The sequence below is a fragment of the Wolbachia endosymbiont of Rhagoletis cerasi genome (assembly GCF_018454475.1).
Taxonomy (GTDB): Bacteria; Pseudomonadota; Alphaproteobacteria; order Rickettsiales; family Anaplasmataceae; genus Wolbachia; species Wolbachia pipientis.
The window spans coordinates 36,130-54,919 of record NZ_JADCNC010000011.1; the positions used below are offsets into that span (position 1 = coordinate 36,130).

Below are 18,790 nucleotides of genomic sequence, written 5' to 3' on the forward strand. Positions count from 1 at the left end.
CCTAATTTTGAGTAAAAGAAATTTCACTACCACTCACTAATCCGGCTAAAATTCAAGAATTTCAATGCTTTAGCTATTTTCAATAGAATTAAATTTATTAATATAAATAACAAGTTACTATTCTTAAATTTGATCAGATTGATTGCAAAAAAAACAAGATTTTCAATAAGTTGCTTATAATCCTAATTATAGTTAGCCTTTCATAAGTAGCGATGCAACAAAGCCATTCCAGCGTCACGCGCTGCCATGTGATATACAATTTCCTTCGAATTACAACGTACGTGCGCTCTATATGCACTTGATTGACAAATGCTCTCTTATCAAAATCTCAAGAATCTGCACTATATTTAATGCTGCGCCTTTGCGCAGGTTGTCAGCCACTATCCACATATTTAATCCGTGCTCAACAGTATTGTCTCTTCTAATACGCGATACATATACAGCATTCTCCTGTACAACATCAATTTGAGTTATGTATTCACTATCTTCACGCCTGTTGTACACTAAAACTCCACTATCTTCGGCTTCACTTAGCACTTCACGAGCTTGTTCTTCAGTGATATGTTGATCAAATTCCACATTTACTGCCATAGCGTGACCGATAAAGACGGGTACCCTTACACAAGTTGCAGTAACTTTTATATCTTCCTCTAAAATTTTTTTTGTCTCCTCTTGCATTTTCCATTCCTCTTCTGTAGAGCCATTTTCCATGAATTCTCCTACATGGGGAATGCAATTGAATGCTATTTGCTTAGAGAATATCTTGGGTTTTTTAGCTTCGTTCATAAAGATTTTTTTTGTCTGGTCATAGAGCTCATCCATTGCTGCTTTGCCTGCACCAGAAGTTGATTGATAAGTTGAAGCAACGATTCTCTTTATTTTTGCTTTTTGGTGTAATAGATGTAGTACTAGCAGCATCTGTATTGTAGTACAGTTTGGATTGGATATTATGTTGTGGTTTTTATATTCCATAATTTTTTCTTTATTAATCTCTGGAATAATGAGTGGCACACCCTCTTTCATTCTAAAATGGGAACTGTTATCTATCACGATGCATCCAGCCTGTGTTGCAATTGGTACATACTCTTCAGAAACATGAGATCCAGCACAGAAAATGGCTACATTAGTTCCAACGAAGTCATAATCCTCAAGGCATAAAACTGTTAACTCTTTGTCACCAAAGCTCACCTTCTTCCCTTCTGATTTTTTCGATGCAAGTGCAATAACGCAATCTATCGCCTCATCTTGAAATTCAGCAAGCGTGCTTAATACCTCACGCCCTACTCTTCCGGTTGCTCCAATAACAGCAATTTTGTATCTCATATAGATGAACCTCTAATTTTAAAGTTCTATTATATTTTTACTGACAAAATTTACAATTGTTTTAATATTTTTACCTTGCAATTAATTGTAATTTAGCTATTATTATGCAATATTAGTAATATTACATAGTGAAATGAAAGATGAGTAAGGAATACGATGAAACTAAGGTTAAACCTGCAATGTCTACACCTCAAGGGCCTGAAGGAACCAATGGATCAAAGGCCCAAAGTGTTCTTTCGAATAAAAGAAAGCCTACAATAAATTTTGATGATAAAAAGTATGGTGTAAAAACCTCTAAAATAGACCAACAGTCTCTAAACAAAAGACAAGAATCTTCAAAGCTAAGAGATCTCTTAAGGTCAATACCAATAATAAGGAGATTTTTAGCAAGGATTTTCACACCTGAAAAAATAGAAATCATCAGTAACCCTATATATGACAACATGGAAGCATATAAAAAATCGCAGGAAGATTACCCTAGTAAGATAAAAGATGAAACTAGTATAGATGATGAACACACAAAAGAAGTAGATAGTAAACTTGAGAAGGGTAATGTTGAACAAGTGGACAACAAGAAAAGTCGTAGTTCATAAATATCAATCATTTAAAAATTATCTCTAGTTATAACATTGTATCTGTTCAGATGCATGGCTCATGTACAAATATTGAAACAAAAAGTATCCGTTCAGGAGAGTGGTTTAAGAAACAATAGATAGAAGGTTTTGGAAAGGATTGAGACCCCTTTGTTTCCATGTTAAGTATAACGAAATTATCCGCTCAAGGAATGTGTTTCCTCGCTTTGATTGTGTAAAATATGAATTTTTGCAATAAACGACATAATGCCGTATTTGCCGTTCAGCATGGTTATTTGTCAGCGGAATATTTTCTGGGTCATCTAAAAATTTCCACATCATTCTTTCAGATTTCAAAATATTTTTTGCAACTCGAGAAGCTCCAATTGCTTCAGGTAAACGGCTTCAAGTAATACCTTGTACGTTTTCGCAATTTTCTGGCACGTCTGGTAAATCTAAAAACATCTATCTCATTTTTTAGCAAGGCCTTTTTTAGTGCAAATAATTCAGTGGCTACGTTTCTTAAGTAACAGCCCAGAACTTTAACTTCAATGTTCCAACTATGCGCTAACCTTTCAAAATCTCTTGATAAATGTGCCCAACAGATTTGCCTGTTCTTATCGGCAAAGTAGTTGTATGCTGCGTACCTGTCGTAAGCTATTGCGATTGCAGAACTTACTATTTTGTAAAACCTTCATTCCTCTTGACTCTGTCAATTTTATAAAACTTGCTGTATTACTGGCAAACATCCAGCACCAACCAAGTTTACCTTTGTTATAATGGCTCGTTTCATCGATATGCAGAACTTCACTTTTACTTACTTCTTGCTCGATTTGCTCATATGCTTCTTGGCATTTTTCTGCAACTCTAGCCTCGCTATTTGACACGCTACCAACACTGATGTCCAGGTTGAAAATATTTTTTATAATATTTGCTACTTCTCTTTTCGAGTTCTTGTAAAATCCGCTCAGCGCCGCAATTGTTGACTTAACTTTTGGACCAAATGTATCCGCAGTAACACCTTCTGGTAGCCTGCTACTTTTTCTTTTTCCACACTTGCAACAGCGGCCATTGGTATTCCACAACATAAGGCTTAATTTCTGGCAAATCAACTTTTTGATGAATGTATGGCTCTTTCGATATCGCAATTTCTCCTCCGCACTCGCAAGAACTCTATTTTCACCACTTCATCTGCTTCCATTTTAGGGCGATACTTTCCTTCATGCCCAATCTGTGCCCCTATTTTCCTGTCACTTTTTTTCTTTTTCTTCTTTAGCTTGTATAACTCTTTTGAGCTCGGTATCGATGAATTTTGTGAATTCAGACCTAGTCTTTCTTTCAATTCAGCATTTTCGATTCTTAGCGCCTTATTCTCAGATCTAAAATTTTCGTTTTCTATCTCTAACCTCTTTATCTCTGCTTTTAGTTGCTCTATCTCTATTTTAAAGCTTTCACAGAGCTTGAGAAGACTAGCTAGTACATCAGACATATTTACCACACATACTACTTGTGATATTATGTTTTTAGCACTCCTTGTCTACTTTTTATTTTACCGCTCCACTGAACGGATACAACAAAAATTCCAGTGCTCCTTTCTCGTCATCCCAGTGCGTGACACTTGTATCTTTATGATGTGAGGCATTAGAGCTAAAATACCTCACAGGGAGGGTGAAGCTGATGCGACACTAATGCCATTAAGCCAGATTTTGCTTCCCTCCCATAGAGTTAAAGACTGAACAGTATCTTTTGGAATTATATCCCGTATTACAAGGTTAGTCTAAACTCTCAGTTTATTTATAGTCTTGGAGGCAATTTTATGCAAGTAAATGCTATTTTGGGTGTGGATATTTCAAAAAAGAAATTTGATGTTTGTTTGTTAGTGGACAGTAAAAAACGACACAAAGTCTTTCAAAATAATCAAGATGGTTTTGCAAAACTTGTAGTTTGGTGCAATGGCCATGGAGCAAATCTTACTCATTTATGTCTTGAAGCAACTAGTTGGTATGGAGAAGATTTGGCTACTTTTATGCACGATTTAGGACATAATGTCAGTATAGTAAACCCAGAAAGCTTTTGGCAAAAGTGAGCTGCTCAGAAATAAGACAGATAAATCAGATGCAGCTATGATAGCTAGATTTTGTATCGCCAACAAACCTGCTCTTTGGAAGCCCATTGCACCTGAAATGAGGCATTTGAGGGAGCTTTACCGTTGCATGCAATCGCTAAAAGATGATAAGGTGCAACAGACAAATCGCTTGGAAAACAAAAATATGCATTCCAGTTGCAAAGAAGCTATATCTAAAGTAATTTTGGCAATAGAGGAGCAAATTATTGTTCTCGAAAAAGAAATTAATGAGCATATAAATAACTATCCACATCTAAAAAATATGGTGGAAAACCTTAAGACTATAAAAGGTATAGGATATCTTACTGCTGTTGCTGTTGTCGCAGAAATGCCATCAGTTGATAACTTTGACAATGCTAAACAATTTACAGCTTTTGCTGGTCTAAATCCAGGACATTATCAATCGGGATCGTCAGTAAGTAAGAGAAGTTGCATATGCAAAATAGGATCTGAGCGTATTCAAAAAGCTCTTTATATGCCAGCTATAGTAGTCAAAAACCATAATAATCATTTTCAAAAGTTTTGTCAGCGTCTAGCAAGTAAAGGCAAATGTCCAAAAGTCATAGTTCTTGCGTTAATGCGAAAATTAATGCATGTCTTTTTTGGTATTCTTAAAAATAATCAACCATTTAATTGTAATTTTGTTGGATAATTTGTTTGACAGCAGAGACAGTATCTGGGATCCAGATTGGGCACTAAGTTGGTAAACACGAAAGCGATTAATCCTTTACAACGTTTTTGATGGAACTGCGCGAAAGAACTGGATGCCAGTGGGCTTTGTTGCATCGCTACTTATGAAAGGCTAACTATAGTTAGGATTATAAGCAACCTATTGAAAATCTTGTTTTTTTGCAATCAATCTGATCAAATTTAAGAATAGTAATTTGTTATTTATATTAATAAATTTAATTCTATTGAAAATAGCTAAAGCATTGAAATTCTTGAATTTTAGCCAGATTGGCGAGTGGTAGTGAAATTTCTTTTACTCAAATTTAGGTATTCACTGACCGTTCTTGTTATAAATACCAGAATAATAAGCTACTGATATTCCCTATCTTTTTTATCTTTAATCCATCATAGCTAGCGATGCAACAAAGCCATGCCAGTGTCACGCACTGGCATGACACCCATTTCTTCCTATAGTTGTCTTTTCTCGTCTACCTTATTTTGCCACTCTGCTGAACAGATACATAACATTTGCTATACAGAAACTCTGCGATACCAAAATAAATAAAGAGGTACGCCACTTGCAGTGAATAAGCTTGCGATCAGCAAGGTATTCACAGAAGTTTCAAATATTACCCAGCAGCAAAAGGTTGTTGCTATACTGCCAATTAAAAATTTGTAACAACTCTTTTCTTGCACAATAACTTTGAGAAAAGCAAGACTGCATGCAAGGTAAACAAATAAAAATGAAACTACAGAAAAGTCGATAATTGATGTGATCTGCTTAGCAAAATTGTTGCTTGAAGTGAGGATTAGTAAAGTTGCAGTTCCAACTGAGCTAGTTGTTATGCCCCAGAAAGGAGAACCGTGCTTGTTTCTTTGAGCAAAAAACTGTGGCATCAGTTTATCTTTTGCAAGGCCAAGGGCCACTTGTCCACTAGCTAGTACCCAAGCGTTTAAAGTACCAACACAAAAAATGAACGCAGTTATAGAAATAATCAAGTGCCAATTGCCAGAGGCCATAATTTTTATTGCGTCAACATATGGTGCTCTTGAACTTGCTAAATCATTGCCATTTATTAATCCCATAATTGCAAGATTGTTGATAAAATACACAACAGCAACAGAGATTGTTCCAAGTACCACAGCTCTTGGTATTGTTCTAGCTGGATTATCAACTGACCCTGCAGGTGCTGTTGCCAATTCAACTCCAATAAAACCCCATAGAGTAATAAGTGTAGAACGGGCAAGAATCTGCGATGTTGTAAGATTTGATATTTCTTCACTTATGATGAAGTTATTTCTATCAAAAAAAAACAATGCTGCTATAGGTATTACAAGCAATACAGAAATTTTTATCACCGTCAATAAAAACTCAACACGTCCAGCAGTAGCTACTCCTCTAAAATTTATTAGTGTAATAATTGTAAGTAATAACATCTCTAAAAACAGATGTACGTTTTGAATATCTTCATGGAAAAATGGTGTAAGATAACCAACACCCACAACTATTACGGCTGTTGTGCTAACCCATGAGATCACCCAATACGTCCAACCAACAAAAAAAGCTGCAGCAGGGCCAAAAGCATGCTTTACATAGACGTGAGGGCCACCCGTTTCCGGAAATTTTGCGCAGAGTGAGGCAAAAACTAAAGCAAGAGATATAGCACCAAGCCCTGATATTATCCAGCTTATAAGGCTATACATGCCATATGGAGCAAGGCTAATTGGAAGCATAAAAATTCCAGAGCCAATTTGGCTGCTAATCACTAAGGCAAAAATAGCCCAAAAACCTATTTTATTTGACACAATAATTCTTATCTAAATAGATTAACAATATACCCTAAACTCAGAAATTTCAATTGATCTTTTAACATAAAAACTTGCATTTTTTTTCAATTTATTCCTAAAATAGATTATATTAACAGATTATTAAGAGGGGGTTATGAATCCGAGATTAAAAGCATTTTTGATTGTTTGTAGTATTATTGCATTTTTGATTGCACTTTTGTTTCTCGTGTATTATTTAAATCTTCTTGTTAACTATATCCTTGACCCGATTCTAGTTCGTCCCTTTGAAAGATTATACAAAAACTTAATTGTTGATGGTCTTTATGCCTATTTATCTACAAGCACTTCTAGCCCTGCACTAGCATTTTTGGCTACAGGTTTTATTGTTATTGCTGCGTTTATTTGCCTGAATAAAATGCTTCTTCCCTTGCAAGAGAAGATCATAAACAACTATACCTCCTTTAAAAACAACAATATTGATAGCAATAGCATGTTGTTTGAGGTTTATAAAGATCCAACAATAAAATTAAAGGACAAAATCTTATTCTTCAGTATACACTTGATATATTACCTACAGCTTCCATTTTTGTATATTGCATCAAAGGTATCAGCTCTACGTGGGTTTCTTATATTTAATTTTGGTTTATTATTGTTAAATTATGCACTGCTAATTCCAGTAGCACTTCTTGAGTTAATAAAATATCCATCAGTAAAACTCTTTTCACCTTTGGGTTTGAATGTAAAGCAGCTAAGCTTTTTGTTTAATGTAAGTGATGTGGGCACTGGTAGTCAAAGTGTTCATACTAGAAGTTTTGAAGAAAGCACCATTAAATGTGCTAAAGAATTAAAGGAAAAATATGGGGCACCATCAAATGAGTTAGATGAAGAGTTTAAAAGTTATATAAGCGGTTTAACAAGTCAGCAAAAACGAATGATAGAACCTTATCTAAGATTGGATGGTTATGAAACTGGGGAGTGGGTAAATTGGGTAGATTCAAAAACCGGATTGACATTGACACAGGCTATAAATTTAGTTTTAATTGCGGCAAGAAAGCAAAATTCAGACGTAGAACTATTGAAATCTATATTACTGGTTCGCTTTGATGAAAGTAACCGCCAATGTGGTCCTGGAATGCTTCTCCGCATTATTTATGCATTAAATGGCCTTGAAGCAGAAAACAACTTTGCAGCTCAACTAGAGCCTTGGCAAATAGGAGAGTTGGCTAGGTATACTACTAAAAGATTTTTTGAGAGATATGTGGATAAGCATTACTATAAGATAAAAGTTTTGAAAGAAAATTTTGATGATTTGTATTCACCAAGTTCTGAAGTGGATTTGAGCAACGTGAGTGATGAAGTAAAGGACGGCATTTCTTATACAAGAGATGCTATAAAAGAATTTGTGTTTAAGGAATTATATGTAAAGTTTTATAACGACTATGGGGAGCATATTCAGAGAGGGCAGATAAAACAAAGGTTAAGGGAGTTAATAACGGATGAAGTCGTAGACGCGGCAATATATTCTAAAATAGATGAAATAGAAATCCCTGCAGAACCACCTACTTATCTTGAAAGAGTAAAAGCATTTTTTGGAGGTCATGCAAGGTCTTCTGCTGCTTAGTGGTTTAGTTCGTGCTATATAGCTAAACTAACTTAGATTTACTGACAATCTTAAAACAACAAATTCGTCATTCCGCTACTAGTTAGCGGAATCTATACCGCGAATGAATCCATAGCTGTACGAACATTGTGATTTGAGAGCAATTTCCACAAGGGAGGGTGTCATTCCAGTGCTTGGCACTGGAATCCAGCCTTTATTATGCAGCCACTTGGTTGAAATTAAGTCTTCTGGATCCCAGTGTCTAGGCACTGGGATGACACCATTTGCTGTGCAATTTACCTTCAAAAATGAATGTTCGTACAGCTATGGAATGAATCGTGGTATGACGCGTTAGCTATAGCTTTGTCTTCCCTTTTCTGAATGGCTTGCAAGCTGCTATCTCTACAAAAACTATATTTTTCTTCAGAAGAGAGTTATATTGTAACTATGGACAAAATAATCATAAAAAAATTTGGTGGGACTTCGCTAACTGATTTAAACCGAGTTGCAAATTTGATAAAAAACGATATTGAGAAAGGTTGTAATGTAATCGTTGTTGTATCTGCTGTTGCAGGATTTACTGACCAAATGGTTTTTCAGGCTAGGCAAATCTCAAATTTAAGTTATAGACAAGAGTTATCAGAGTATGACGTTATGCTTTCAGCAGGAGAACAAATCTCTTGCGGTCTATTAGCTATCACTCTCCAATCGATCGGAGTTAATGCTAAATCGTGGCTTGCCTGGCAGTTACCAATTGTAACTGATGATTTTTATTCTGAGTCTAAAATAAAAACAATAAAGATTGAACGTGTGAAAAGATCTTTTGCTGAGGGTTATACTGCTGCGATCATTGCTGGTTTTCAGGGTATAAATGATGATAGAATCACTACTTTTGGAAGAGGAGGCTCTGATATATCAGCAGTTGCCTTCGCGGTAGCCTTTGGTGTTAGAACTTGCGAAATTTTTACTGATATTGATGGAATATATACAGCAGACCCGAGAATTGTTCCAAAGGCACGCAAGCTCAAATTTATCTCTTACGATGAAATGTTGGAAATGTCGTCATCTGGTGCTAAAATACTGCATAATCGTTCAGTACAACTTGCAATGAAACATAACATTAAAGTGCAAGTGCTATCCACTTTTAAGGAAGTAGAAGGCACCACAGTGCTACACAAAAGGGATGTACTAGAGAGATACTTAATTACTGGAATAACTTATAGCACTAATGAAGCTCTTGTAACTTTCACTAACCTTGCAAATAACTTGCGTACTTTAAGAGATATAGCAGGAGCAAACGTTAAAATTGATATGATACATGGGTCAAGTTTTGTTATCTCCAAATTTGATATTGATTTAATGGAAAAGTTACTGAATAAGAATGAAAATTATGCTATAAACGATAATGTAGCTAAAATTTCAATAATTGGTATTGGTGTTATGTCTAACACTGAAGTGATGCACCGCACACTCAAGGTTTTAAGCGAAAAAAAGATAGAAATACTTGCTATCACAACATCTGAAATCAAAATCAGTATAATTGTTCAAAAAGAATGCGCTGTAGCTTTAGTCAAAGATTTACATACTGAGTATGAGCTTGATATGCAGCACTAGGATAGGCTTGACGTCCAGTTGTCTAAGAGTATGTCTTGAAAAGGAATGAGGAAAAAAATATGATAGTGTAAGTAAAAAATAGGAGGGAAAATTGTATCCAAGTGATATAAGTGATAAGGAATGGGAAATTTTGGAGCCACATGTTGCACAAGGAAAGATAGGGAGGCCAAGAAAGCACAATATCAGAACAATTATTAATACAATAAGGTATATAATGAGAGGTGGTTGTCAATGGAGAATGCTGCCGAAAGATTTTCCTCCATGGAAGACGGTGTATGACTATTTTCTCAGGTGACGTAGTAATGGCAAATTGGAAAAAATACATAATATGCTAGTAAAAGAGGTAAGAAAAATGTTTGGTAAAAATGAAACACCTTCAGTAGGAATAATTGACAGTCAATCAGTAAAAACCACTCAAAAAGGGGATCCAGAGGATATGATGCTGAAAAAAAAATAAAGGGTAGAAAACGTCATATTGTTGTAGATACAGTGGGCTTAATTATTGCGGCTGATGTTCATAGTGCAAGTGTTCAAGATCGTGATGGTGCTCTAAATCTTTTCACTCAAGCTAAATACAAGGCTCCAACTTTACGTAAGTTTTTTGCTGATCAAGGATACATAGCAAAACCGCTGTTTATTGGAGACAGGATACGATTACCAAGAAAGCTGTTGATGTTACAGGATTTTTCGACAATCTGGACCACAATTTAGCACTGCAGGCTATCAAGAAGCACACAGACTGCAAATGGGTCATACTGTATGTTGAAAGGTGGATGAAATCCCCTATTCAGCAAGCAGATGGCAGTAAGGTAGTTAGGGAAAAAAGGAGTTCCGCAAGGAGGTTCAATAAGCCCAATCATTTCAAACATATTTATGCACCATGCATTTGATATATGGATGAAACAAAATCACCCAACAGTACCATTTGAAAGATATGTGGATGATGCGATAGTGCACTGCAGAACTAAAAGACAGGCAGAATTTATGCGAGCAGCAATTGAAGAAAGATTGGCACAATGTAAGCTAAAATTGCAACCTGATACCAATGCCATTCCAAAACTCCATCATTATACTGCCTTAGTATAACCTTCTCACTTCTATTGTCTATTTGTTTGTTATGTAATAGAAATTGGTATGAGATTGAAGAATTAAGTGTGAACGGTTACAGAATTTTTGCCAGGAGAAACATATAGTTAAAGTAATTCAGATTTGTAAGATATGTTTATCTGCAATTATAGCTTCAACAGTAGGCAATGTTGCTTTTAATTACCTCAACATTTTCTCTTGGCAATTCTTTAATGAACCGAGAAGTGCGCATCGGTTGCCACTGGTTGTTAATTTCCCTCCTATCTGCACATGAAATGATTAACCTTTCTTTGGCTCTGGTTATGCCAACATATGCGAGTCTCCTTTCTTCTTCTAAAGCTTTACCACTTTTGTCATCAAAAGATCTTTGATGAGGAAATAATCCCTCTTCCCAACCAGGTAGAAACACGCACGGGAATTCAAGTCCTTTGGCTGCATGAAGAGTCATAACATATACGGTGTCATCGTTATTCATATTATCCACTTCCATCACCAGACTTATATGCTCCAAGAAAGTTGTGGCATTATCGAAATTTTTTAAAGATGAGATGAGCTCTTTAACATTTTCTATTCGTGCTAAGCCTGTTACCTCCTCATTTTCAAGCATTTCAATATATCCTGATTGGTTTGCTACGATTTTAACGAATTCATGCAGTAGTTTTACGCTTACTATTTCTTCCCAAGCTTTAATTTTATTTAAAAAATCGTTGAGTGAGAGTTTAATTCTTTCGGTTACTTGATTACTATTAACTAATATTTTTGCTGCCTCAAAAAAAGAAATTTTGTTATCCTGAGCAGTCGTGTATATTTTCTTTAGAGTTGTAACTCCTATGCTTCTTTTTGGCCGATTTACGATCCTTTCGAAAGCTAAGTCATCGTTATTGTTTGTAACAAGCCTTAAATATGCAATTATATCCCTGACTTCCTGACGTTCGTAGAATTTTACGCCACTTATAATCTTGTAGGGAATTGAATATTTTATAAAATACTCTTCGAGAACTCTAGTTTGAAAAGTGGCCCTTACCAGCACTGCAATGTCACTAAATCTGTATTTATTGAGCTTTAATATCTGTTCGCTTATGAACCTTGCTTCAGCTTTTCCGTCCCATAATTTTATTAGATTTACCTTTTCCCCTTCAATGTTTGTTGTCCACAATTTTTTTTCTAAGCGAGTCTTATTGTGATTGATAACATATGACGCAGTTGCAAGTATGTGGGGTGTTGATCTATAATTACACTCTAACTTGAAGGTTTTTGCATTTTTAAAATCATCGGAGAACTTTAAAATATTTTCAACTTCTGCACCACGCCAACTATATATCGACTGGTCATCATCTCCTACACAGCAAATATTTGAGTGCTCTTTTGCAAGGTATTTTAGCCAAAGATATTGTATTGCATTTGTATCTTGATATTCATCTACCATAACATATTTAAACTTGTTTTGGTAGTAGGACAGAACTTCGGTCTTTTGATTAAAGAGTTGTACGTTATATAGCAATAAGTCACCAAAATCGACAGAGTTAAGGAATCTCAACCTTTCCTGATACTGGTGATAGACTTTGAGTGCAGTTACGTACACTGGCCTAAATGATTGAATATCTTCCACTTCAGGTGGCAATAAACACTTCTCTTTCCATTGCTGAATAATATTCATAATGGTCTTACATTTTTCTGATAGGTAATCAGGGCTTATTTCATTAATAATATTTTTTATTACCTGTAATTGGTCATCCACACCAATGATTGTAAAATTGGGGTTTAAGCCCACAATTTCTGCGTGCAGGCGTAAAATTTTTGCTGCAATTGCATGGAAAGTGCCAAGCCATGGTATGTTTGTGCCCGTTAGCTCAAGTACCCTTGATACCATCTCATTTGCTGCTTTGTTTGTGAATGTAACAGCTAATATTTCATCAGAATGAGCGTGACCGTTTCTAATTATGTGCGCTATTCTTGAAGTAATCGTTCTTGTTTTTCCCGTTCCGGCTCCTGCCAATATTAAAACCGGTCCATCTATGTTAGTTACAGCTGATTGTTGTTCTGGATTTAGCAGTGAGAGATAATCGTTCATCGTAGCCCTATAGATTATAACTTCGTAAAGTTAAACCTATGATCGAAATATTGTAAAGGTTTTATTGAATAGAACAGTTAAAGAATGCTTCACTCAAGTACTACATATTTAAACGTAGGTTTTACATCTATTTTGTTTTAGTAGTTTCAGGTGTATGTCGAGTAACAACAACTTGATTTGAGGTATTGGCACCAGGACTTCTGCTTATTGGGTGAATAGGTGGAGTTTGGAATGGTACGGTTTAGCTCCTCCATTTCTATTTCTTCAGCTTTATAATAATTTAAAATGGCTTTGTAGTACAATGTTTTCAAACGTTTAATATAATATTGACTTTACAACGATAGTTGCTTTAAATTAGTAGCTATTGTTGCAGTTAAAGTATCAATGCCTTTTTTCTTTTATTTTTTTGCAATTCTTAGCATTTTATCTGCTGTATGCGTAATTAGTGTAAGAAATCCTGTGCATGCAGTATTATTTTTAATTTTCACCTTCGTTAACTCTGCAGTGCTTTTTATTCTTCTTGGAGCTGAATTCATCGCTATGATGGTGCTGATAGTATACATCGGTGCAGTTGCAGTGTTGTTCCTCTTTGTAGTTATGATGCTCGATATTGACTACATAAGGTTGCGCCAGGGTTTTGCAAAGCATTTCACTCTTGGTGCTATATTATGTGTTGTGTTTTTTCTGATTATTAGTTTTGTAATCCGCAGCTCAACGCTGAATATAAGTAATGTTATAAACTATAATACCAATAACGTGAAAGCTATTGGTAATTTGCTGTATACCGACTACATGTACGCTTTTCATCTTTCTGGTATTTTGCTGCTTGTTGCAATTGTTGGTGCAATTGCTCTTACTTTGCAGGACAAGAAAAAAGGAGTTAAAAAACAGAATGTATTAAAGCAATTGACACAATCTTCATCTGTAAAATTGGTTAAGGCTAAATTTGGAAAAGGAGTAGAATGGAAATAGGATTAAATCATTTTTTGATAGTTGCTGCTATTTTGTTCACTATTGGGGTGTGCGGTATTTTCATTAACCGTAAGAGCATAATCAATATATTATTATCAATAGAAATATTATTGCTGGCAATTAACATCAATTTAGTTGCTTTTTCTGCCTTTATGAATGATATAGTTGGGCAAATTTTTGTGATGTTTGTGTTGACTGTTGCGGCAGCAGAGTCAGGAGTTGGACTTGCGATATTGGTTGTATATTACAGAAGCCGTGGCAATATAGACGTTGAACAAGCAAATTTAATGAAAGAATGAAAGTATGATGGATATACTGAAATTAATAGTATTTTTGCCACTTTTTGGTTCGCTATTTGCAGCACTTTTTAGAAAAGATGTTTTCGGTCAGTTAGTTACAACGGCAGGGATTGGAATATCTGCAGTTTTATCTTGGTATGTTTTTCTCACCTTCTCTGAAAATTATCACTTGAGTTTATTTCCTTTGTTTTCATTAAGCATCTTAAAAGTAAATTGGGCAATTAGTGTGGATGCTCTCTCATCCTTAATGCTGATTGTTATTACCACCGTTTCACTGGTAGTACATCTCTATTCTATCGGTTATATGGAGCATGATAAGGGGAAGTCGAGGTTTTTTTCTTACCTATCGCTATTTACGTTTTGCATGATTGTGCTGGTTGTAAGCGATAATTTTGTGCAGCTTTTTTTTGGCTGGGAAGGGGTTGGCCTGTGTTCTTATTTACTCATAGGATTTTGGTTTCAAAAATATTCTGCCAATAATGCAGCACTCAAAGCATTTGTTGTGAATAGGGTAGGAGATTTTGCACTATTGATTGGAATCTTTCTTATTTATTATACATTTAATTCTCTAGAATTTGCATATATATTTGATACAACTGATTTTCTTGGCACGCAGAACATTAGGGCATTCTGCTGTGAATTCAAAGTAACTCATATAATATGCATATTACTTTTTATTGGCTGTATGGGTAAATCTGCACAGCTTGGTTTACATGTTTGGTTGCCAGATGCAATGGAAGGGCCAACTCCTGTTTCTGCACTTATTCACGCAGCAACGATGGTAACAGCAGGTATATTTTTAGTAGCAAAATGTTCTCCGCTGTTTGAATTATCAAATGTGGCACGAGAATTAATAGTTATCGTTGGTGCACTTACTGCTTTTTTTGCAGCCACCGTTGCGATTACTCAGAATGATATAAAAAAAATAATTGCTTATTCAACCTGCAGTCAACTTGGTTATATGTTCATGGCATGTGGGCTTTCTGCTTACAATGTTGCTATTTTTCATTTTATGACACACGCTTTTTTTAAAGCTCTACTATTTCTTGGTGCTGGCAATGTAATTCATGCAATGCATCATGAGCAAAACATTCAGAAAATGGGAAATTGCTGGAAGAAAATCCCTTGCACTTACACTCTCATGTGGATTGGGTCTCTTGCGCTTTCTGGAATATTTCCATTTGCAGGTTTTTATTCAAAAGACTTGATAATTGAACATGCTTATAGCACGGATAGCTTTGCTTTTGTAATAAGCTTAGTTGTTGCATTCTTCACAGCGTTTTACTCTTGGAGGTTATTGCTTCTTGTGTTCCACAGCCAAAAACAAAGTAAAATTAATATACATGAGGCACCAAAGATTATGCTTATACCATTACTGATACTCGCTTTTGGATCAGTATTTTCTGGAGTGTGGGGAGCAAATATTTTAAACATAACTAGTAATGCGTTTTGGAAATCAAGTTTAGTGATGATTGATGAGCGTGGAGTTCATAATTTCTTTATAAAACTACTACCAACCTTGGCAAGCTTAAGTGGAATAGCACTTGCGTACCTAATTTACCAATATCAAGTAATTAGGCAAATTAAGAGTAAATTTTTACTTAAGTTTTTGCAGAATAAATGGTACTTTGATGAGGTGTATGAGTTTGTTATAATTGCACCGATAAGGTTTATATCTAGGCTTCTCTGGAAGTTTGATGTTAAGGCTATTGATTCATTTGGACCAAATGGTGTTGTAAGGTTGGTTAATGAATGTTCAAAAAGTTCTATAAAGTTGCAAACTGGTTATATATTTGATTATGCACTTATTATGTTTGTTACTTTAATAATCGGTGCTTTATATATTATTGGAATTAAATAGAAGGTGTTGTTACTTAGTATATTCTTGCTTCCACTGATAGGAGCGTTGATTTTATCCTTAATCAGGATTAATCATCAATCTATACACCTAAGATTCCTTGCCCTATTTTTTGCTGTACTTCCATTTTTGCTTAGCATTGTAGCTTGTATAGAATTTGATTATAACAATGCGGACTTTCAGTTTGTCAGCTACCCAATTAGAAATGTTGGAATAGGGATAGATGGTATATCGTTGCTTTTCCTTCTGCTTACAACTTTCTTGTTTGTAATTTGTATACTCTACAACTGCAAAATGAGTTATACGACTCTCAAGCCATATATGGCATTATTTCTACTGCTTGAGAGTTTTGTAGTCGGTTTTTTCGTTTCACTGAATGCTATAAGCTTTTATGTGTTTTTTGAAGCTGTTTTAATACCAATGTTCTTTATTATTGGCATTTGGGGAGGAAAGCAAAGGGTATATGCAACGTTTAAGTTGTTTCTTTATACATTAACTGGCTCATTATTATTTCTACTTGGACTGGTTTACATCTATAGCATTTTTGGGACGTTTAATATACAAGAATTAGCTACATTAGTGCCAAGCCTTGATCTTGAAGTGCAGTCATTGCTGTGGATTGCATTTTTTATTTCTTTTGCAATAAAAGTACCGATGTTTCCATTTCACACTTGGCTTCCTGATGCGCATGTGCAATCACCAACTTCTGGATCTGTGATTTTAGCTGGCTTGCTTATTAAAATGGGGGGATATGGATTTTTAAGGTTTTCTATTCCAATGCTTCCTCAGGCAAGTTTGTATTTTTCAAATTTCGTTGTTGTGCTGAGCATTATTGCGGTGATATATGCTTCTCTAGTTGCGTTTGCTCAAGATGATATAAAGAAGTTAATAGCTTATTCTTCAATAGCACATATGGGGATCGTTACTGCTGGCCTCTTTTCATTTTGTGAGGAAGGAGTACTGGGTAGCATATTTCAAATGATTAGTCATGGCCTTATTTCTGCTGCTTTATTTTTATGTGTTGGAATGCTATATACTCGAACTGGAACTTTGGAGATTGCAAAATATTTTGGCATAGTAAACACAATGCCAAAATTTGGTTTTATGTTCATTTTATTTTCAATGGCTTCAATAGGGCTACCTGGAACATCTGGATTCATAGGTGAGTTTTTGGCTATGGTTGGAATGTTTAAGAGCATAGGGTTTTTTACAGGATTTATCGCACTTGGCACTATTTTAAGCGCAGTTTATATGCTGAATTTATGTAAGCAAATAATATGGGGGGTTAGCTATTCTAAATTATTAAATAACCGCTTGGATAGCATAGAATTTTCTGTCTTAATTCTGCTTGCAGTGTTTGTTATTTTGCTTGGATTCTACCCAACCCTTGCACTGAATTATTTGAAGCCATGTATGGCAAATTTGTTAGTCAAATATAATGCGCTATGAATTATATACAGATATTGCCGGAAACGTTCTCTATTATCTCCTCGTTAGTGTTGCTACTGCTTGGAATTATATTTAACCGCCGAACTATCAACTTATTAGCACTTGGCTGCACAGTGGTAACTTTGATTATTTTAATTATTTCGGCAGAAAACAATGAAATTTTTCTCTTTAATTCGTTGTTAAAACTCAATTTATACATCAGGTCAGCCCAAGGGTTAATTCTCAGCACAGGAATTTTAATACTTTTGATGCTGAATTTATCAAAATATGACTATAAATATGAATTTTCAATACTGATTCTTTTTGCGCTATTTGGCATGATAACTTTGGTTTCAGCAAATAGTCTGATTTCTTTTTATTTAGCTTTTGAGTTGATGAGTATATCTTTGTATGTTCTTGCGAGCTTTAATAAAGATTCAGCTTATTCATGTGAAGCAGGAGTGAAATATTTTACACTTAGTGCACTATCTTCCTGCATTATGCTATATGGAATGTCGCTGCTTTATGGATATACAGGACAAGTCAATTTCTCTGAGCTCGGTTCATTCTTGCAAAGCCATCAGATAACTTATGGAATAGTTTTTGGATTAGTCTTTATCCTAATTGGTTTGTGTTTCAAGCTTGCTATTGCTCCTTTTCATATGTGGGCTCCAGATGTCTATCAAGGTGCACCTACCATAGTAACTGCGTTTTTTTCTACAGCTCCAAAAGCTGCACTTGTAACATTTTTAATTCGATTGATGAATGAAGAGTTAGTAAATGTAAAAAGTTATGTTCAGCCTATTTTCTTATACGTTTCAGCATTGTCTGTGCTTATCTCAGCTTTTGGGGCCTTGCGTCAGCAAAACTTAAAAAGGCTGCTTGCTTACAGTTCAATTGGTCACATTGGTTTTATATTTGCTTCACTTTCTATTTTTACACAAGCAGGAACAGATAGTGCCTTAATGTATCTGGTGATATATATCATCACAAGCATAGGGCTATTCTCATATCTCGTACAAATTGACGATGACGATTGTGATATTGCAAACTTGTCTGGTATAGGGAAGAAACGCCCAATTGTAGCATTTCATCTTTCTGTGCTGTTACTCTCGATGTCGGGAATACCTCCACTTGCAGGTTTTGTCGCTAAATTTTTTATATTCAAAAGTTTAATAAATTCTGGCTTTATCAGCCTGTCTTTGATCCTTGTAATAGCGAGTGTGATATCATGCTACTATTATTTAAATATCATGAAAGTTATGTATTTTGATAAAGCTAGTGGTAATAAGGTTGCTTATTCTAAGGGTCTATTCATTATTACTTCAGTGGCTTCACTGATCAACCTCGTTCTTTTCTTGTACGTTTTACTCACTCATTGAACT

The 18,790-nt window shown here is 35.2% G+C and carries 15 protein-coding genes and 3 pseudogenes; 13 read left to right on the plus strand and 5 right to left on the minus strand.

The features are described 5' to 3' along the window. Positions 1-288 precede the first annotated feature (288 nt). Entirely contained in the window at positions 289-1,323 is a 1,035-nt protein-coding gene (locus INQ25_RS04550; protein ID WP_010962945.1) for an aspartate-semialdehyde dehydrogenase, read from the minus strand. Positions 1,324-1,463: 140 nt separating this feature from the next. On the opposite strand from INQ25_RS04550, the gene INQ25_RS04555 reads away from it, so the two are divergent. Next, positions 1,464-1,916, plus strand: a complete 453-nt coding sequence (locus INQ25_RS04555; protein WP_015589289.1) for a hypothetical protein — start codon at positions 1,464-1,466, stop codon at positions 1,914-1,916. A 105-nt stretch (positions 1,917-2,021) separates the two neighbouring features. On the opposite strand, the pseudogene tnpC reads toward INQ25_RS04555, so the two are convergent. Continuing rightward, positions 2,022-3,384, minus strand: a pseudogene (gene tnpC / locus INQ25_RS04560) (IS66 family transposase). A gap of 327 nt (positions 3,385-3,711) precedes the next feature. On the opposite strand from tnpC, the pseudogene INQ25_RS04570 reads away from it, so the two are divergent. Continuing rightward, positions 3,712-4,672 (plus strand): annotated as a pseudogene (locus INQ25_RS04570) (IS110 family transposase). Between the two features lie 548 nt (positions 4,673-5,220). Here INQ25_RS04570 and INQ25_RS04575 read toward each other — a convergent pair. Further along, a complete protein-coding gene (locus INQ25_RS04575; RefSeq protein WP_010082345.1) occupies positions 5,221-6,495 on the minus strand; it encodes an APC family permease in 1,275 nt (424 codons plus the stop codon). A 136-nt stretch (positions 6,496-6,631) separates the two neighbouring features. Here INQ25_RS04575 and INQ25_RS04580 point away from each other — a divergent pair, with 136 nt between their 5' ends. Continuing rightward, positions 6,632-8,098: a hypothetical protein gene (locus INQ25_RS04580; protein WP_213863169.1), complete on the plus strand. Its 1,467-nt coding sequence runs from the start codon at positions 6,632-6,634 to the stop codon at positions 8,096-8,098. Positions 8,099-8,212: 114 nt separating this feature from the next. On the opposite strand, the pseudogene INQ25_RS07000 reads toward INQ25_RS04580, so the two are convergent. After that, positions 8,213-8,389 (minus strand): annotated as a pseudogene (locus tag INQ25_RS07000) (WPE palindromic element domain-containing protein); the annotation flags it as partial. Between the two features lie 135 nt (positions 8,390-8,524). Between INQ25_RS07000 and INQ25_RS04590 the strand changes: the two are divergent. The 5 genes from INQ25_RS04590 (at position 8,525) to INQ25_RS06490 (ending at position 10,777) form a co-directional block, all read left to right on the plus strand. Continuing rightward, a complete protein-coding gene (locus INQ25_RS04590; RefSeq protein WP_010962950.1) occupies positions 8,525-9,691 on the plus strand; it encodes an aspartate kinase in 1,167 nt (388 codons plus the stop codon). 91 nt (positions 9,692-9,782) lie between these two features. After that, a complete protein-coding gene (locus INQ25_RS04595; RefSeq protein WP_213863170.1) occupies positions 9,783-9,986 on the plus strand; it encodes a transposase in 204 nt (67 codons plus the stop codon). 33 nt (positions 9,987-10,019) lie between these two features. Beyond that, complete coding sequence (locus INQ25_RS06670) at positions 10,020-10,148, plus strand: hypothetical protein (protein ID WP_255317429.1); 129 nt, start codon at positions 10,020-10,022, stop codon at positions 10,146-10,148. 17 nt (positions 10,149-10,165) lie between these two features. Then, complete coding sequence (locus INQ25_RS06840; RefSeq protein ID WP_238513961.1) at positions 10,166-10,402, plus strand: hypothetical protein; 237 nt, start codon at positions 10,166-10,168, stop codon at positions 10,400-10,402. A 162-nt stretch (positions 10,403-10,564) separates the two neighbouring features. Next, complete coding sequence (locus INQ25_RS06490; RefSeq protein WP_065094389.1) at positions 10,565-10,777, plus strand: hypothetical protein; 213 nt, start codon at positions 10,565-10,567, stop codon at positions 10,775-10,777. A 154-nt stretch (positions 10,778-10,931) separates the two neighbouring features. Here the strand turns inward: INQ25_RS06490 and INQ25_RS04610 are convergent, their stop codons facing one another. Beyond that, on the minus strand, positions 10,932-12,848 hold the full coding sequence (locus tag INQ25_RS04610) for an ATP-dependent helicase (protein ID WP_213863171.1): 1,917 nt from the start codon (positions 12,846-12,848) through the stop codon (positions 10,932-10,934). Positions 12,849-13,232: 384 nt separating this feature from the next. Here INQ25_RS04610 and INQ25_RS04615 point away from each other — a divergent pair, with 384 nt between their 5' ends. From INQ25_RS04615 to INQ25_RS04635, 5 genes are read left to right on the plus strand one after another with little or no spacing between them, the layout of a single operon-like run. Beyond that, positions 13,233-13,820: an NADH-quinone oxidoreductase subunit J gene (locus INQ25_RS04615; RefSeq protein WP_213863172.1), complete on the plus strand. Its 588-nt coding sequence runs from the start codon at positions 13,233-13,235 to the stop codon at positions 13,818-13,820. Then, positions 13,811-14,119 carry an NADH-quinone oxidoreductase subunit NuoK gene (gene nuoK, locus INQ25_RS04620; protein ID WP_019236815.1) on the plus strand — a complete coding sequence of 103 codons (309 nt, stop codon included), beginning with the start codon at positions 13,811-13,813 and terminating at the stop codon, positions 14,117-14,119. The genes INQ25_RS04615 and nuoK overlap by 10 nt, the downstream gene beginning before the upstream one ends. 4 nt (positions 14,120-14,123) lie before the next feature. Continuing rightward, positions 14,124-15,980 (plus strand): NADH-quinone oxidoreductase subunit L, encoded by a 1,857-nt coding sequence (gene nuoL / locus INQ25_RS04625; RefSeq protein WP_213863173.1) that lies wholly within the window; start codon positions 14,124-14,126, stop codon positions 15,978-15,980. A gap of 3 nt (positions 15,981-15,983) precedes the next feature. Next, positions 15,984-17,426, plus strand: a complete 1,443-nt coding sequence (locus INQ25_RS04630) for a complex I subunit 4 family protein (protein ID WP_213863174.1) — start codon at positions 15,984-15,986, stop codon at positions 17,424-17,426. Next, positions 17,423-18,787: an NADH-quinone oxidoreductase subunit N gene (locus INQ25_RS04635; protein WP_213863175.1), complete on the plus strand. Its 1,365-nt coding sequence runs from the start codon at positions 17,423-17,425 to the stop codon at positions 18,785-18,787. Before INQ25_RS04630 ends, INQ25_RS04635 begins: the two co-directional genes overlap by 4 nt. Positions 18,788-18,790 lie beyond the last annotated feature (3 nt).

What these genes read in the sequence shown, in the direction of transcription:
- INQ25_RS06490 (WP_065094389.1), top strand. Translation starts at nt 10,565, where the DNA reads ATGCACCATGCATTTGATATATGGATGAAACAAAATCACCCAACAGTA.
- nuoK (WP_019236815.1), top strand. Translation starts at nt 13,811, where the DNA reads ATGGAAATAGGATTAAATCATTTTTTGATAGTTGCTGCTATTTTGTTC.
- INQ25_RS04590 (WP_010962950.1), top strand. Translation starts at nt 8,525, where the DNA reads ATGGACAAAATAATCATAAAAAAATTTGGTGGGACTTCGCTAACTGAT.
- INQ25_RS04635 (WP_213863175.1), top strand. Translation starts at nt 17,423, where the DNA reads ATGAATTATATACAGATATTGCCGGAAACGTTCTCTATTATCTCCTCG.
- INQ25_RS06670 (WP_255317429.1), top strand. Translation starts at nt 10,020, where the DNA reads ATGCTAGTAAAAGAGGTAAGAAAAATGTTTGGTAAAAATGAAACACCT.
- nuoL (WP_213863173.1), top strand. Translation starts at nt 14,124, where the DNA reads ATGATGGATATACTGAAATTAATAGTATTTTTGCCACTTTTTGGTTCG.
- INQ25_RS04615 (WP_213863172.1), top strand. Translation starts at nt 13,233, where the DNA reads ATGCCTTTTTTCTTTTATTTTTTTGCAATTCTTAGCATTTTATCTGCT.
- INQ25_RS04580 (WP_213863169.1), top strand. Translation starts at nt 6,632, where the DNA reads ATGAATCCGAGATTAAAAGCATTTTTGATTGTTTGTAGTATTATTGCA.
- INQ25_RS04555 (WP_015589289.1), top strand. Translation starts at nt 1,464, where the DNA reads ATGAGTAAGGAATACGATGAAACTAAGGTTAAACCTGCAATGTCTACA.
- INQ25_RS04550 (WP_010962945.1), bottom strand. Translation starts at nt 1,323, where the DNA reads ATGAGATACAAAATTGCTGTTATTGGAGCAACCGGAAGAGTAGGGCGT.
- INQ25_RS04610 (WP_213863171.1), bottom strand. Translation starts at nt 12,848, where the DNA reads ATGAACGATTATCTCTCACTGCTAAATCCAGAACAACAATCAGCTGTA.